Raw genomic sequence first — 15,139 nt, forward strand, 5'->3', positions numbered from 1 at the left:
CGAGGAAGAATATCAATGACGCTTGTTTCGATTCCTACGGGGCTCCTGTACCCCTTTGCATGTGACAATATCGGCACGGTTCCGAAAGCTACTTCCAACGGGACCGCGATGGACGCGGCGACAGACAAAACGGCGATGATTGGCCGCATCTATATTGATGGGCGGCCCGGTAGCGCCAAGACGATCAGCGCTGCCGGCAGCGGCTCCATCTCGTTCCGAACGGGAACGGTGACTTTTGCCAATGCTGGCACGACGATCGATCTCGGTATTCAGGACGTAGATCCGGCGAATGGTGTCATTGCTCGTCCGGATGGGACTTTCGACGTAAAGCGCACGCTGACGGGCGGGACCGACACTATCAATTCGAACGCCTGGACAACGTTCGCCATGACAGGCGGCACGGGCTCCAAGAGCATTGCGCACGGCGACCTTATCGCAGTCGTTTGGGACATGACGGCTCGCGGCGGCTCCGATAGTGTCGCCCTTACGTTGGGCGGCAACGTTGCTGCCTCATTCCCCGTCGTCAATGAATTTCAATCGTCCGCTTGGCGCACCTCCAGCATCGGCCAGCCGAATGTCGTGATTACGTTTGACGACGGGACGCTGGGGATTATCGACGGGGCGATTCCGTTGTCTCAGGCGCTCCAGGTTGAAGCCTACTCCGACAGCACCAATCCAGACGAGCGCGGCATCATCTTCCGAGTCCCATGGGACTGCAAGATTGACGGGCTATGGGCGAATGCCGGCATCAGCGCGGCAACGGCAGATTTCACCATGACGCTGTATTCGACGCCAACCGGCACGCCGGCAGCGGTCTCGGGGGCGAGCTTCACCATTCTTGCCGAGCAATTGTATGGAAGCAGCGGCCAATCCTTCCAATGCTTCCCGTTGGAGTCTGAAGTTACACTCACGCGAAACACTGATTATGTGCTCGCGTTCAAGGCCGATGGAGCCGGCCAAGTCCGCTTGAACAGCTACATTTTCGGTGACACGGCGCACCGGGCATTCTTGCCTTATCCGTCCGTTGCCAAGGTCACGCGCAACAACAGCTCGGGCGCGTTCACTGCCGAGAGTCCGGCTTTGACGATGTATCAGATGGGGGTCAGGATTTCTGCCTTGCAGGACACGTCAGGCGGCAGTGGCGGCGGTCAACGCGTCTTTGGAGGTTGAACGCTTTCGGCGCCAACCGAGGAAGGCGAAGACAGCGATCACGAAGCCGGGCAGGCCTGCTCCGGCGATGGGGCCGGGCACAGGCACGATGGACCAAGCGCCAGGGAGGTTGTTGTTAGTGGCGGACGGGCCGCCACTACATGGACGGACGGGATCGCAGGCTGGATTGAACAAGACATTACCATCTTCCGCAGTGTTCCCTTGCGAGTAACTCACCAGCCCCCAAATCTGATTGGAGATCGGATCTATTGTGGAAAGATTCCAACCCACGATTAAGCCGCCGCTCAGCGTGAAGTTGAGCTGACAACCGGCTAAAGAAAAACAAACCGAAGGGGGCACCGGCGCGGGAAGGCTAGAGAAATGGGGAGCGGGCTGAGGGGCCAAGGTGTTGACCACGCCAAAGGACAAATACAAGATTGATCCGTCGAGTGGACTGAATGTACCGGAAACTCCGGCAGCGTCGAAGTTGAACAACACGTCCGCGACGATACGAGTGCCGCAGCACCCTGGGACCGAGATGTCCGTGAAGGCGTTTCCTTCGTAGTGAAAGAGGGTCGCGGCTTTCGTTTCCGCAGTGAGTGTGAATAGAGCAACAACGAGGCAAAAAATTAGCTTCATAAAAGGTCCCCGCAAAAGCCCTATTCCACCTTCCCGCGCCGGTTGAGTCAATCGGGTGAAGCTCGATAAAGAGAGTTGACTCGCTCGCGTCGGCTGCAGCCAAGCGTGGACAACGAACGTCTCCATCGCATGTTGACAATTTCCATAAATCCGAAATAGCGCTTGCGTCTTTGATCGATTCGTGGTTCCATGCCCTTGGGAATCAACAGGGGCTTGCATCTCCATGCTCGATACGATCCGCGCTACCTTGCCTGGCTTCGTTGCGCTTCGCACTCTCGCCGACATGGATAAATACGACGACGCGATCGAGGCATTCGCCCGCGGCGGCAGTCGCAGCGATCTGATGACCGCTCTTTTCGGGATAGGCGTGCCGGCAGATCAGATACGCGTCCTGGCGAGTTACCCCGGCACTCGCTTGTCCGCGGTATGGGGAGAGTAGCGCCCAGCGACCATCGCAAGGAAGAGAAATACATGACTTTCACAATCGGTTGCCGCTATCGAGACTACGATAAGAAGTCCTTCACGGTCGAAAAAGAGACCGTCGAAGAGGCCCTTGCAACGGCCGAAAACCTTGAACGAAGCGACGTCGAAATTGAGTACATCAACACGCCAGACCACGGACGTCTCGACATGTGGGGCTTTCGTCGGCTGTACAAGGACGGTTCGTGAACCACCGCGGACAGTAACGAACGTTTAGGAATTACGGCGCATCATCTGCTCCGTAACGAACCTGCCAAAGGCTTGATTGCCTGCGGCGGGATTTTTTGCGTTCAAAACAGGAGTGCACATGCTGACTGTTGACGAATTCTGCCAGCGCTACCGCATCGGCCGCACAACCTTCTATCGACTTCAGACCGAGGGCAAAGGGCCGCGCGTGCTCAAGATCGGGAAGTGTACCCGTATCAGCGAGGCCGCTGCCGCCGATTGGGTGGCCGCGCACGAGTCGCCTTCAACAGCCTGCGCATAGCGCCGCAACAACCGAAGGAAAGACGGAAATGAAAATCGGACAAGTCAAAAAGTGGAATTCGGATCGCGGGTTCGGGTTCATTGCGACGGATGGGCACGACGTCTTCGTGCACGTGAGCGCACTGCCGCTGGGCACCAAGGCACTCGACGTCGGCGCGCACGTGGGTTTCGAGATTGAGATGAGTTCGCGAACGGGTAAACCGCAAGCGGCGAACGTCCGCACCGTCTAAAAAGTAAACGCCCCTGCAACGGGCATTGCAGAGGCGTCGAAGGGTAGTCGGAAAACTGTCGCGAGTTCACCGCTACCATACTTCGATGATGATCGCAATGTAAATGTTGCATGGGGCTCCAGATTGTGGAGTCTCCAGTGAGCTTACTAGAACTCGACGAAGCCGAACGCCTGGCAACGCCCTTGGCGCTTGAGGCGCTGAACGATCTTTGTGAATGGTGGGCCGGCAGCACCGAACCGGAAATGTCACCGCCCCTTTGTCTTGGCTGGGACATGCACCGCTTATGGCCAAACGAGGGTTTCTCGCTCTGGCGAGACATGATGCTCGCATACGAGCCGCCTTTGCTCGCACAACATCTGCTCGGGCCGCACGATCCGCGCCAGGCCACAACGCCGGAACGATACGAGGCGTATTTGGTCGAACTGTGGGGGTCTTACGAGCGCCAAAAGCATTGGACGGATCATCTGATCATCGACGTTTTGGCTGATGAAAAAGAAGAACGCGGCTACGAGCCCTGCGGCGACGCCTGGGAACGTACCGAAGCTATCCTAAACGACCTCGCCGCTAAAGTTGGTGCGAAACGAGCCGCGAACAAAGCCGCAGAGGATGCTCGCGAAGCGCGGCGCCTGAAGCGCCTCGATCGGTTCTTCGATCTCGACGACGCCGGGTACGCGAAATGGCTAGCGGGCGGACGCCCCGAGATCAACGGCATCAAATACGAGCGTTGGACCGAACGCCGCTTTCGCGAACTGTTGGAGAAGACTCCCCCGATGCCCGTCATTCCTTTTCCGAAGCAACCTGCGCCCACAAATCTGATCCAAACCTCCGCGCAGTTCGTCCGCGATTTCGTGCCACCTGACTATGTCGTCGACCGGATCTTTCAACGGCGCTTTTGCTACTCGATGACAGCCAAGACCGGCGGCGGCAAGACCGCAGCCGCGATGCGCCTGGCTGCGCACGTGGCAACAGGTCGCGCGATCGGGAGCATTCAAGTTGAAAAGGGTACGGTGATCTATGCGGCCGGCGAGAACCCGACCGACGTCCAGGCGCGCTGGCTCGGAGTGACCCAAGAGATGGGCATCGACCCGCAGACGATCGACGTGCATTTCATCAACGGCGTGGTCAAGATTTCGGAGAATGTCGCGAACATCGAAGCGGAGGTCGCAACCAAGGGTCTGAAGCCCTCCCTGATCGTGGTCGACACCGTGGCGGCATATTTCGAAGGCGATGACGACAATGACAACGTTCAAATGGGCAATTACGCCCGATTACTGCGTTCCATGACAACACTCCCCGGCGGACCGTGCGTGCTCGCCCTGGCGCATCCAACCAAGCGCGCGGCCGACGATGACCTGATCCCGAAGGGCGGCGGGGCATTCCTCAACGAAGTCGACGGGAATGTCGCCCTGCGCAGGGACGGTCAAGTGATCGCCTTCGAAGCGCTCGGCAAGTTTCGCGGCCCGTCATTCGAGCCGGTCCATTTCGAACTGGTCACTGTGCAGCATCCCAGGCTGCGCGACACAAAGGGGCGCCCCATTCCGACCGTCGTAGCGCGGCCGGTCTCGGATGTCGGGATAATGGAGCGTGAGCGGGCGACGGAGCGGGATGAGGACGCGTTGCTGCGGACCATTGATCAGCACCCGCGCAAGAGCCGGCGCGACATCGGAAAGCTACTCGGGATGAACGACAGCCGCGTGTACCGCCTTGCGCAGAAGCTGGAGCATCAAAAGCTGATCCGGTCGGAGCGCAGCGGTTGGACGTTGACCAGTGCGGGCCAGCGGGAATTAAACACGATGGATTCGCGTGGTTCAGGGGCGAACCAACCACCGCTTCCGCCCTCGCGTTTTCCAGGGGCTTAGTGCGTGAACCAAAGGGCGAACCAAAACCGAACCAAGAGTGTCAAATTCTCTCATGTTTTCAATCTGGTTCATCCGAACCAAAGTGCGAACCAAGGACGAAACGATGGGGGGCATTTCTGCCCCATCATCGTCTGGTTCGGTTCACTCATATCCCTAGGGGTGAACCAGTGAACCAAGGACACGAGCCAACTGGGATGTGAACTGGAAATTCTCACCGGCCGCGCGCGCGGGACCATCTTCAATCCGCACTGACTTTCCGACCTTGTCGCACTTCGTTTCAACCGCTTTCATTCGTGCTCACGATATTTAGTCACGGGGTCTGATTTTCAACTGCTTGCATTGGCTTACGTATTTCTTCTGATACGGAAATTTCACTTTCCGGGGCCACTCTAGGGCCACATGGCGCAATTCGCGCCGGATTTTTGCAGATGAAAACGGGACCTAAATGCACCGTCTGCGCTCACGACGAGCGTTGGCGGATCGAACTGTTGCGTGCGGGCGGCGCCTCGCTGGACAGCCTGGCCACGAAGTTCGGCCTGTCGAAGGACGCTATCGGACGGCACTGGCACAACCACGTCAGCGCCGAAATGAAAACGTCCTATCTCGTCGGGCCGGCGCAGCTCGCCGACCTGGCGGCGAAGGCCGCAGACGAGGGCGCCTCTGTGCTCGACCATTTCCGAGCGGTGCGCACCATGCTCATGTCGCAGCTCGCGGCGACCACTGAGGCCGGCGACGCGCGCGGCGCGGCGATCGTAGCCGGTCAACTCGTCGGTGTGCTGGAGAAGATCGGCAAGGTCACAGGCGAGATCGCCACGATCGCGCAAGGCACCATCAATATTCAGAACAACGTCGCGATCGTAAACAGCCCGCAGTTTGCCAAGGTGCAGGCGGCGCAACTCGCCGCACTGGCGCCGTTCCCTGAGGCGCGCGCTGCCGTGGTCGCCGCCTGGCGCAAGCTCGATGCGGAGGGCTCGGACGAGCGGCAGACGGGAAGGGCGCCCATGGTGATTGACGCCGTAGCGCTTCCGTCTCCGTGCCCTGTACCGCTTCCGGAGCCCATCCAATGAACAGCATAGCGGGCGCGCTCGCCGACGCGTTGGAGGACGGCGGATGGCGCGCCAAGGCCCGTCCGAGCCAGCTCCCGCCGCCCGGTGACTGGAACGGCTGGCTGGCGCTCGCCGGCCGCGGATGGGGCAAGACTCGAGCCGGGGCAGGGTGGGTGCACGAACTCGTCGAGACCCGGCAGGCGGGCCGCATCGCCCTGGTAGCCGCCACCGCGGCCGACGCGCGCGATACGCTGGTCGAGGGCGTCTCGGGGCTGCTCACCACAGCGCCGGCATGGAATAGGCCGATCTACGAGTCCAGCAAGCGCCGGCTCACCTGGCCGAATGGTGCGGTCGCGACGACATTTTCCAGCGAGGAAGCGGACCGGCTTCGTGGCCCCGAGCACGACGCTGCATGGGCCGACGAGCTGGCAGCGTGGACGGACGTGCAGGGCACCTGGGACATGCTGCAGTTCGGCCTGCGCCTTGGCAAGCGGCCGCGCTGGCTGGTGACAACGACGCCACGACCGATCAAGCTGATCAAAGAGCTGTTGGCGCGTCAGGGCAGGGACGTCGTGGTGACGCGCGGCTCGACCTTCGAGAACGAAGCCAACCTGGCGCCTACGTTCCTGGCCGCCGTGCGCCAGCGCTACGAAGGGACACGCCTCGGCCGGCAGGAGCTGAACGCCGAGCTGTTGTCGGACAATCCCGGCGCGCTCTGGCAACTGGACTGGCTGGACCGCGATCGCGTGACGGCGACGCCGGAGCTGCGCCGCATCGTCGTCGCAATTGACCCGGCCGTGTCAAACAACGAAGGCTCGGACGAGACCGGAATCATCGTTGCCGGCGTCGGGCGCGATGGTATGGTCTACGTTCTCGAAGATTGCTCGGGCCGCTTCGCTCCGCACGAGTGGGCAGCGGTGGCGATTGCAGCCTTCCGCCGCCACAAGGCCGACCGGATCCTCGCCGAAGTGAACAACGGCGGCGCCATGGTCGAGGCGACGATCCGCGCGTTAGACTCGCGGGTGAGCTTCAAGGCGGTGCACGCAAGCCGCGGTAAGGTGGTGCGTGCGGAGCCGATCGCGGCGCTATACGAGCAGCGCAAGGTTCATCATGTCGGCGGGTTTGATGTGCTCGAAGATCAGATGTGCGCGTTCACGTCAGATTTCGATCGCGCCAAGGTCGGCTATTCACCGGATCGTGTCGACGCCCTGGTGTGGGCGCTAACCGAGCTGAGCGGGCCGCAGCACACGTCGAGTTCGTGGGAGCTGCGGATTTGACTACTCGGGTGGCGGATGCAGCTTCCCGCGAGCTACAGCAACCCGCTTGAGTTTCTTACCGATCAGTTTCTGATCCTTCAGGGGATGCGGTGAATAGTCCGCCAGCGAATGTGCCGGATTTGCGGGTTCGTCTTCTGAAGCTGGGATCGGATCTTCAACACATGCGACCGATTCGCTTTCGAATTCAGCCACACTGAGTCCGAACACGGCCGCTGATTGCTTGCCCGTTGCGATATACTTCGCGTGCGCTTCTGCGGCGCTGACCAGCGCAGAACGATCCACCGAGAGCATATTAGCGTCCTGCGCTGAAGGCCTAAACCGATCACTCGATGGTTCGCCGTTCTCAATAAACTTTGGATGAATCTGACGAAGAAGAACTTCGCTCCCGTCGGTTAGCCGCTTCGTCATTGTCGCCCCACCCGAAAATCAAATTCCTTCATAAACGCATCTTCTTCGGAAAATTGGCGTGGCTCCATGATCTCGTTTTGATCCAACCGAAGGCCATACATTTCCACGGACCCGTCGGCTGCGAATTCGATTGAAAAATCCCAATCGCGATTCTCAAACTCGAACAGTACGCCACCTTCTTCCGTTGGAAATATTTTGTACACAGCGCAAAGGGATGGTCGCTTCGAAAGAAAGCGTTCGGCGGCACTTAGTGCGGCGGCTGAAATTGCTTGACCCATGCCGTCGTTCCAACCCGATTCCAAGCTGCGCAATTCGGATAACCTGTTCCTACGCTTCACAAGCTCGGCTCCGATCTGCGCATCAATCAACGCGATGTCGTAAACTGAAACGACGCGCCGCAACCGATCATCGTTGTCCAACTCGACTTGGAGATCAAACTGCACATCAGATTCGAGGCTGCCGTCGAATTCCTCGACTATTTGATCGGCGTCGACCGGAATTTGAATGTTTCCGTGCTCGTCAGTTCTTACGATGACGTAGCCTTCAATTGAGTTCGAGACGAGCGATCCGACGCTCTCGAAACGAGCTTGATACGTTTCGCTCACTCGCGTGATCAGCCGCTTCCTACGGATCGTGTCCAGATAAATGACATTCCCGTCGACGCCTCTCGTGCCGAGAAATTCGATTCGCTCGTGATCCCGCAGGCCGGTACCCAACCGATTTAACGCCCGAATGTGCTCAGAGGTCAGCGACCTTGGGTATTTCTCCGCTCCTGCGTCATCGATTAGTCTTGTTATATCGTCATAGGACGAATGCACGATAAGCTGCAGTTCATCGATGAACCCAGGCAGAAGCTGTTGTGCTGCTTGGCGGTTCCAATTCAACGCCGGAATTGCACTTCCATCGGCGATTCCCACCAAATCGAAAGTTAAGCTCTTGTCGAAGCCCTTGGGCACCCGCTGACGCTCTGAGTTGAGGTCCCGCCATTCGTCTTTCGCGAAGGCCACGAGCAGGTCTCTAAACGCAGGTAGATCGGACAGCACATCGACAGGGAGGCGCGCATTCTGAAAGCGGGCGCCAACGTATCGCAGCCTGAAGGTGTCCTCGGTCATAAGTCTCAGATACCGGATTCTGCCGCAGCATGCCGCATTTTGATTTTGGTTCGATTAATGAGTGATGTGGCCCTCGATGTGGCCCCGGCGTCCCACCTCGCTAGGTCGGGCACCGCAAACAAGACTTAACCTACTGATTTCGTTGGTGAGCGCGCTGGGGCTCGAACCCAGGACCCCGTGATTAAAAGTCACGTGCTCTACCGGCTGAGCTACGCGCTCCCATGGCCGCTGATGGCTACGACAAGAGGTCGCCATCCTGGTCGGACATTCGAGAAGCATGTCTTGCCGCTGCGCTGTAAGCTTGCGTCGCGGGGAAAACCGGCTGTTTCCGGATCATGCCGTCGGCTCGCGCTGTGTAGGGGGAGTGGCTGCGCAGGTCAATAGTGCGGGTGGTCGCCGAAGATCGCGGCGGGGTCGGCGATTCGTCCGCTGATTCCGCTGGTTAGGTCGGGATTTTCAACCTGATTGACGGCTTGCCATCCACGCCGAACTGCGGAGCCTTACGCGAGAGCCGGGCCTTTCATGGTTCGAGACGCCCGCTTTGGCGGGCTCCTCACCATGAGGGTCTCGCTAATCTCGCCGCGGATGCGACCTCGCCAGAGCCCGCCGCAGGCGGGCGTCACAAAGGAAGCGCGGACAGCCAGCTCTCCGCCCGTCAGTTCACCTCGCGGCGCACTTCGCTCGGCACGGCTTGCGGCGCGCCCACGGGCGGCAGTGCGACCGGGCGGAGGCCGATCAGCTCGGCGGTGCGGATGGCGCTGTCGCGCCAGAACTGGAACGAGTTGATGCGGCTGAGCTCGAGGACGGCGATGGCTACGGCGGCCAGGAACGGCAGGCTCTGCAGCACGAGGACGCCGGCGAAGATGTAGATCTCGGTGATCTCCTTGTAATTGTTGGTGGCGATCAGCACGCCGGCGCCGACCAGGAGCAGGGTGCCGATCACGGCTTCCCAGAATGCCTGGAACTCGATCGACATCCGGCTTAGGCCGCCCTTGGAGGTGCGGGCGAAGGCGATGTGCTCGGTGATCAGGCCCTGCGCCACCGCGCGCGACACCGTCCATTGCACGCTCATCGCGGCGATCATGGCGCCCAGCATCTGGCCGGGCTTGATGGCGACGCGGGCGCGGTACATCGACAGGAAGTGCACCAGCGAGACGATGAAGGCGCCGATGATCGGCAGCGTCAGGATCTTGTCGGGGACGGCGATGTCGGCGAAGGCGACGATCGGCACCCAGATCAGGTTGAGCAGCGCCACGACGACGCCGAGGCTCTCGGCGCCCAGCCAGTTCAGCCAGCCGAGGCTGTATTCGCGCTTCTGGTCGGGCGTGAGCCGGCTCGCGCCGGGCAAGAAGCGGCGCCAGTGCTTCTTGACGATCTGCAGGCCGCCATAGGCCCAGCGGTGCCGCTGCTTCTTGAAGGCCTCGTAGGTGTCGGGCAAGAGCCCGGCGCCGTAGCGGGTGTTGGTGTAGTGGGTGGTCCAGCCGAGCTCCTGGATCGCGAGGCCGAGATCGGAGTCCTCGCAGATGGTGTCGGATGACCAGCCGCCGGCCATGTCCATCGCGGAGCGGCGGATCAGGCACATCGTGCCGTGCACGATGATGGCGTTGGCCTCGTTGCGCTGGACCATGCCGATGTCGAAGAAGCCGGCATATTCGCCGTTCATGATGTAGTGCATGATCGAGAGATCGCCGTCGCGATGCTCCTGCGGCGCCTGCACCAGGCCGACGCGCGGGTCGGCGAAGGCCGGCACGAGGTCCTTCAGCCAGTCGGGCTCGACGACATAGTCGGCATCGAGGATGCCGATGATCTCGGCGTCGGCGGCGGTGCGGTCCATCGCGATGCGCAGCGCGCCGGCCTTGAAGCCCTGCACCTTCTCGGCGTTGATGAACTTGAAGCGTTCACCGAGCGCGCGGCAATGGTCCTGGATCGGCTGCCAGAAGGCGGGATCCGGCGTGTTGTTGATGATGACGACGCATTCGTAGTTCGGGTAGTTCAGCCGCGACAGCGCATCCAGCGTCTGCTTGAGCATGTCGACCGGCTCGAAATAAGCGGGGATGTGGATCGAGACCTTCGGATAATAGCTCTCCGGCACGTTCTCGACCGGCTTGCTCCTGGTGAGAAGCCGCTGCGGCGGCCGGCCGAAGGCGACCGCGGCGATCTCCTCGATGCGCGCCATCGCAATGAGAACGAGGGGAACGAGAAGGATCATGCCGAGCGTCAGCGCGAAGGCCGAGCCGAAGACGAAATAGTGGCTGTTCCAGAACGCGAACACGGTCGCGGTCCAGGCGCCGACGCCATTGGCGGTCGCCGACAGCAGGAAGGCCTGCCTCGCGGTCGCTTTCTCGATGCGCAGGATCGGCAGCGACAGAAGGACGCCGACCAAGAGTGCGATGCCCATCAGCTTCCAGTAATCGGGATTCTCAACCGGGCCGGTCCAGGCGAATTTCGGCTCGCGGCTGGCGTTGAGGATGCCCCAATAGGGACCGACGCCGCCTTCGAAGAACTTCCAGGGCTGATCGATGGCTTCGACGATGTTGTAGTCCATGCCGAGCGCTTCGGCGCGGACGACGAAGTTGCGCAAGGTCAACGCCTGCTGGAACGGACCCGGGTCTGCGCTGCGCAAATTGTAGCCTGCGCTCGGCCAGCCGAACTCGGCGATCACGATGCGCTTGCCCGGGAACTGATTGCGCAGGAGGTTGTAGCGGTCGACGGCCTGGTCGACGGCCTGATCCGAACGGAAGTTTTCCCAATAGGGCAGCACGTGCGCGGCGATGAAGTCGACGCTGGAGGCGAGGTCCGGAAAATCGCGCCAGATGTTCCAGATCTCACCCGTCGTCACGGGAACGCGGACCGCGCTCTTGACCTTCTTGATCTTGTCGATGAGGACCTCGACCTTCTGCTCGCCGCGGAAGATCACCTCGTTGCCGACCACGATACCGATCACGTTGCTGTTCTTGCGGGCGAGCTCGATGGCGGCCTTGACCTCCCGCTCGTTGCGATCCTCGTCCTTGTCGATCCACGCGCCGACCGTCACCTTGAGGCCGAACTCGGCCGCGATCGGTGGCACCAGCTCGTTGCCCTCCGTCGCGGAATAGGACCGGATCGCTCGCGTGAGAGTCGAGAGTTTCTTCATGTCCGCGCGAATCTTCTCGGGGTCGACCTTGAGATCGACGACATGGCCCGGTTCGAACGGCGTATAGGACAGGCTCGGCACCAGGCCCTTGAAGTCAGGCGCGGGTTGCTTGTCGCGCAAGACTCCCCAGAGCCCGGCATGGAGCCCGGACACGAGCAACAGAACGGCGGCGACAACGCGCATCGCGGCTAAACCAAAAGGGGCTGAGGGGGCAGGGCAGCGGATCCGACCCCGAGATCCGACCAAGTCCGCGGCAAAGGGAGCATATCTCGGCCGCGCGGTTTCTCAACTGTCATGGCCTCATGACCTAATGAGGGCATGGCCTTCGCGAACCACCCGCGGCAGTGCCAACCGTGTCTATGGCCGATCGTTCCTGAACGGCAGCTGAAACGGCCAACGCTGTCGAGGATCTCGGGCGGTTAAAGCGTGGGCTATTTCGGCGGCGCCGGGGACGGGCTTGCCGCAGGCGAGGGGCTAGCGGCCGGCTGCGGCTGTGCAGCGTTGGCAGCCGGCGCGGCGGGCTGGGCCGCAGCCGCCTGCTGCGGCTGGGCCGCCGGATTGATCCAGCACGCGTGCACGCGGCTATCCAGGGTCTCGGCCACCTTGGGGTCGATCTGGCCGCCGAACCGGGTCAGGCAGCGGAACGCGGCCTGGATGTGGCCGCCCGGGCAGCCGAATCGGTCGTAGAGGTCGAGATGGCGGAACGCGGTGTCGAGGTCATCGCGCCACATCAGGCGCACCACGCGGCGGCCGAGCCAGACGCATTCGGGATTGCCGGCGGGGCCGCCGATGACCTGGGCGGCTTCGGCGAATTCGTCGGTGCGGCGCTGGTTCTGGGCGGCGTCCTTGGCGGCGTCGGCGGGCTGGGCCGCCTTGCCCGGCTCGGGGGTGGGTGCGCCGCTCTGCGCGGAGGCGCCGCCGACACCGATCAGGACGAGCATGGCGGAGACGGCCAAGGTGGCGGCGAACTGCCGCAGGACCGCATTTCGTGACTCGAACACCCGTTGCCGCATGAATTCCCCAATATATTCGTGGCCGTCCGCGTCAGGATCCCGCGGACGCGTCGGTGATGGCGTCCAAATAGGTCTCCAATGCGGCGGAAAAGTCTTGCGGAGTCCATGACCTGTATTTCGAATTTTGTCCAGCAAAGTCACGATGCTAGGTGACGGTCGAACGGCCGCAACCATGTTCCGCTTGGGCGGGCGCCGATCCGCACCCTGACACCCCCTTGGCAGACGGCGTGCGAGCAGGTAATTCGACGGGCCCTTCGCGGAGGATGGAACCGATTTCTCTTCGTACGCCACTGGCGCTTCTGCTCGTCTCATTGGGTGCGATCGCTGCCGTGTGGTGGTGGCTTGCCACGCCGATCACGCTCGCGCGCGCCCCGATCGATCCCGCCGACAAGGTCCAATGCGTCTCCTACGCTCCGTTCCGCGGCGAGCAGTCGCCGCTCGAGCCCTGGACCCATATCGAGGCCGAGCAGATCGAGCAGGACCTGCGCCAGCTCAGGGACATCACCGACTGCGTCCGCACCTATTCGCTCGAGAACGGGCTCGACCAGGTGCCGGCGATCGCCGCCAAGGTCGGCGGCATGAAGGTGCTGCAGGGCATCTGGCTCTCGAGCAACCGCACCAAGAATTACGAGCAGGCCGGGCTCGCCATTCGCCTCATCAAGCAGTTCCCTGACGTCATCACCTCTGTCATCGTCGGCAACGAGGTGCTGCTGCGTGGCGAGATGACGACGGCGGATCTCGTCGCCCTGATCCGCCTGGTGAAGACGCAGGTCAGCGTGCCCGTGACCTATGCCGATGTCTGGGAATACTGGCTGAAGAATCGCGAGGTCTATGACGCCGTCGACTTCGTCACGATCCACATCCTGCCCTATTGGGAGGATGTCCCGATCAGGGCGAAATTCGCCGCCGCCCATGTCGAGCAGATCCGCGAGCGGATGGCGGTGGCGTTTCCCGGCAAGGAGATCCTGATCGGCGAAACCGGCTGGCCGAGCGCGGGCCGCATGCGCGACGGCGCGCTGCCGTCACGCACCAACCAGGCGCGCGTCGTCTCTGAAATCCTTGGTCTTGCGAAGGCGCAGAAGTTTCGTGTCAATCTCATCGAGTCCTACGACCAGCCGTGGAAGCGCCGGCTGGAAGGCACCGTCGGCGGCTATTGGGGCCTGTACGATTCGGTTGCCCGCAGCCTGAAATATCCGCCGGGACAGCCGATCAGCAATTTCCCGTACTGGAAATGGTACATGGGCGCGGGCATGGGCCTGGCCGTGCTGGTGTTCGCCGTGGCGCTGATCACGCTGCGGCGGCGGCCGTGGACGCCGCGCTTCTCGGCCTGGCTCGGTGTCGGCATCTCGGCGACGACGGCCGGCATCCTGCTCGGGATCGGCGCGGACAAGATGTACTACGAGAGCTTCGGCATCGGCGGCTGGCTGCTGTGGGGTGCGCTGCTGCTCGCCGGCATCCTGTCGCCGATCTTCTGCGCGCAGGCGATGGTGATCGGCCGCAGCCTTCCGACCTTCCTCGACCTGCTCGGGCCGCGCGAGGGCCGGAAATGGTCGAAGCTCACTGCGGTGCTCGGCCTGACGCTGGCGGTGACGGCGGTGATCGCCTCCGCGACCGCGCTCGGCTTCGTGTTCGACCCCCGCTACAAGGATTTCCCCTACGCCTCGCTAACGATGGCCGTGGTGCCGTTCGCGCTGCTGATGCTGAACCGGCCGCAGATCGGCCAGCGTCCGATCGCCGAAGCGGTGTTCGCGGGCGTGCTGGCGCTGTCGGCGGTCTTCGTGCTCTTCAACGAGGGCCGCGACAATTGGCAGTCGCTGTGGACCTGCGCGATCTATCTGGTGTTCGCGCTCACGCTGTGGCGGGCGCGGGCCGAGCAAAGCCCAGGATGAACAGGCCGATCGCCAGGCCCGACAGCACGACATTGTAGAGCACGATGCCGAGCCCGGCGGCGACGATGCCGACGGTGAGCAGCACGATCGACGGCCGCATCAAATTGAGCGTCGCCACCACCAGCGCGACGATGCCGAACACCGAATTCTTGAACAGCACGGTCGCAACCGAACGTCCCTTGCAGATCAGTGTCTGAAGGCCGGCGTCGCAGGCGAGCGCGGTCTGCGACAGTTCGATTGCGAGATAGCGCAGATAGAGCGCATAGCCGACCGTAGCGAAGCCGACGACGATCAGGAACTGCACCTGGTAGGGCGTGAGGCGGAAGGGCTTTTTTGTCATGGCCGGCAATATGGTCGGGATGGCGCGGCCAGGCAACAGGGCAGCTGAGGTTTCTGCCCGTCCGTCGCGATGCTTTGC

The 15,139-nt window shown here is 61.9% G+C and carries 15 protein-coding genes and 1 tRNA gene; 9 read left to right on the forward strand and 7 right to left on the reverse strand.

Annotated features, from left to right (window positions below):
* Positions 1 to 15 precede the first annotated feature (15 nt).
* Positions 16 to 1,170: a hypothetical protein gene (locus AC3WLX_RS00875; protein ID WP_492334362.1), complete on the forward strand. Its 1,155-nt coding sequence runs from the start codon at positions 16 to 18 to the stop codon at positions 1,168 to 1,170.
* Here the strand turns inward: AC3WLX_RS00875 and AC3WLX_RS00880 are convergent.
* Positions 1,129 to 1,788 carry a hypothetical protein gene (locus AC3WLX_RS00880; protein WP_492334363.1) on the reverse strand — a complete coding sequence of 220 codons (660 nt, stop codon included), beginning with the start codon at positions 1,786 to 1,788 and terminating at the stop codon, positions 1,129 to 1,131. The two genes, AC3WLX_RS00875 and AC3WLX_RS00880, sit on opposite strands and share 42 nt — an antisense overlap.
* 223 nt (positions 1,789 to 2,011) lie before the next feature.
* Between AC3WLX_RS00880 and AC3WLX_RS00885 the strand changes: the two genes are divergently transcribed.
* The 7 genes from AC3WLX_RS00885 to AC3WLX_RS00915 all read left to right on the forward strand — a co-directional run bounded on the left by AC3WLX_RS00885 (position 2,012) and on the right by AC3WLX_RS00915 (position 7,166).
* Positions 2,012 to 2,227: a hypothetical protein gene (locus tag AC3WLX_RS00885; protein ID WP_492334364.1), complete on the forward strand. Its 216-nt coding sequence runs from the start codon at positions 2,012 to 2,014 to the stop codon at positions 2,225 to 2,227.
* A gap of 32 nt (positions 2,228 to 2,259) precedes the next feature.
* Positions 2,260 to 2,457, forward strand: coding sequence for a hypothetical protein (locus tag AC3WLX_RS00890; protein ID WP_492334365.1), 198 nt, complete (start codon positions 2,260 to 2,262; stop codon positions 2,455 to 2,457).
* A gap of 118 nt (positions 2,458 to 2,575) precedes the next feature.
* Entirely contained in the window at positions 2,576 to 2,755 is a 180-nt protein-coding gene (locus tag AC3WLX_RS00895; RefSeq protein ID WP_492334366.1) for a helix-turn-helix transcriptional regulator, read from the forward strand.
* 28 nt (positions 2,756 to 2,783) lie between these two features.
* Positions 2,784 to 2,984, forward strand: coding sequence for a cold-shock protein (locus tag AC3WLX_RS00900; RefSeq protein ID WP_492334367.1), 201 nt, complete (start codon positions 2,784 to 2,786; stop codon positions 2,982 to 2,984).
* Positions 2,985 to 3,121: 137 nt separating this feature from the next.
* Positions 3,122 to 4,843: an AAA family ATPase gene (locus AC3WLX_RS00905; RefSeq protein ID WP_492334368.1), complete on the forward strand. Its 1,722-nt coding sequence runs from the start codon at positions 3,122 to 3,124 to the stop codon at positions 4,841 to 4,843.
* A gap of 422 nt (positions 4,844 to 5,265) precedes the next feature.
* The gene (locus tag AC3WLX_RS00910) at positions 5,266 to 5,910 is read left to right on the forward strand and encodes a hypothetical protein (RefSeq protein WP_492334369.1); all 645 of its coding nucleotides are present in this window, start codon (positions 5,266 to 5,268) and stop codon (positions 5,908 to 5,910) included.
* Complete coding sequence (locus tag AC3WLX_RS00915) at positions 5,907 to 7,166, forward strand: DNA-packaging protein (protein ID WP_492334370.1); 1,260 nt, start codon at positions 5,907 to 5,909, stop codon at positions 7,164 to 7,166. Before AC3WLX_RS00910 ends, AC3WLX_RS00915 begins: the two co-directional genes overlap by 4 nt.
* On the opposite strand, the gene AC3WLX_RS00920 is transcribed toward AC3WLX_RS00915, so the two are convergent.
* The 5 genes from AC3WLX_RS00920 to AC3WLX_RS00940 form a co-directional block, all read right to left on the reverse strand.
* The gene (locus tag AC3WLX_RS00920; RefSeq protein WP_492334371.1) at positions 7,167 to 7,574 is read right to left on the reverse strand and encodes a hypothetical protein; all 408 of its coding nucleotides are present in this window, start codon (positions 7,572 to 7,574) and stop codon (positions 7,167 to 7,169) included.
* Positions 7,571 to 8,686 (reverse strand): hypothetical protein, encoded by a 1,116-nt coding sequence (locus AC3WLX_RS00925; RefSeq protein WP_492334372.1) that lies wholly within the window; start codon positions 8,684 to 8,686, stop codon positions 7,571 to 7,573. The genes AC3WLX_RS00920 and AC3WLX_RS00925 overlap by 4 nt, the downstream gene beginning before the upstream one ends.
* Before the next feature lie 143 nt (positions 8,687 to 8,829).
* Positions 8,830 to 8,905: transfer RNA gene (locus AC3WLX_RS00930), tRNA-Lys, on the reverse strand.
* Between the two features lie 436 nt (positions 8,906 to 9,341).
* Complete coding sequence (locus tag AC3WLX_RS00935; RefSeq protein WP_492334373.1) at positions 9,342 to 12,002, reverse strand: glycosyltransferase family 2 protein; 2,661 nt, start codon at positions 12,000 to 12,002, stop codon at positions 9,342 to 9,344.
* Positions 12,003 to 12,250: 248 nt separating this feature from the next.
* Entirely contained in the window at positions 12,251 to 12,832 is a 582-nt protein-coding gene (locus AC3WLX_RS00940; protein WP_492334374.1) for a beta-1-3, beta-1-6-glucan biosynthesis protein, read from the reverse strand.
* Between the two features lie 263 nt (positions 12,833 to 13,095).
* Here AC3WLX_RS00940 and AC3WLX_RS00945 point away from each other — a divergent pair, with 263 nt between their 5' ends.
* A complete protein-coding gene (locus AC3WLX_RS00945) occupies positions 13,096 to 14,721 on the forward strand; it encodes a glycoside hydrolase family 17 protein (RefSeq protein WP_492334375.1) in 1,626 nt (541 codons plus the stop codon).
* Here AC3WLX_RS00945 and AC3WLX_RS00950 read toward each other — a convergent pair.
* On the reverse strand, positions 14,681 to 15,061 hold the full coding sequence (locus AC3WLX_RS00950) for a hypothetical protein (protein ID WP_492334376.1): 381 nt from the start codon (positions 15,059 to 15,061) through the stop codon (positions 14,681 to 14,683). The two genes, AC3WLX_RS00945 and AC3WLX_RS00950, sit on opposite strands and share 41 nt — an antisense overlap.
* Positions 15,062 to 15,139: the final 78 nt, after the last annotated feature.

The organism is Bradyrhizobium sp. FW305-F6 (assembly GCF_058782905.1).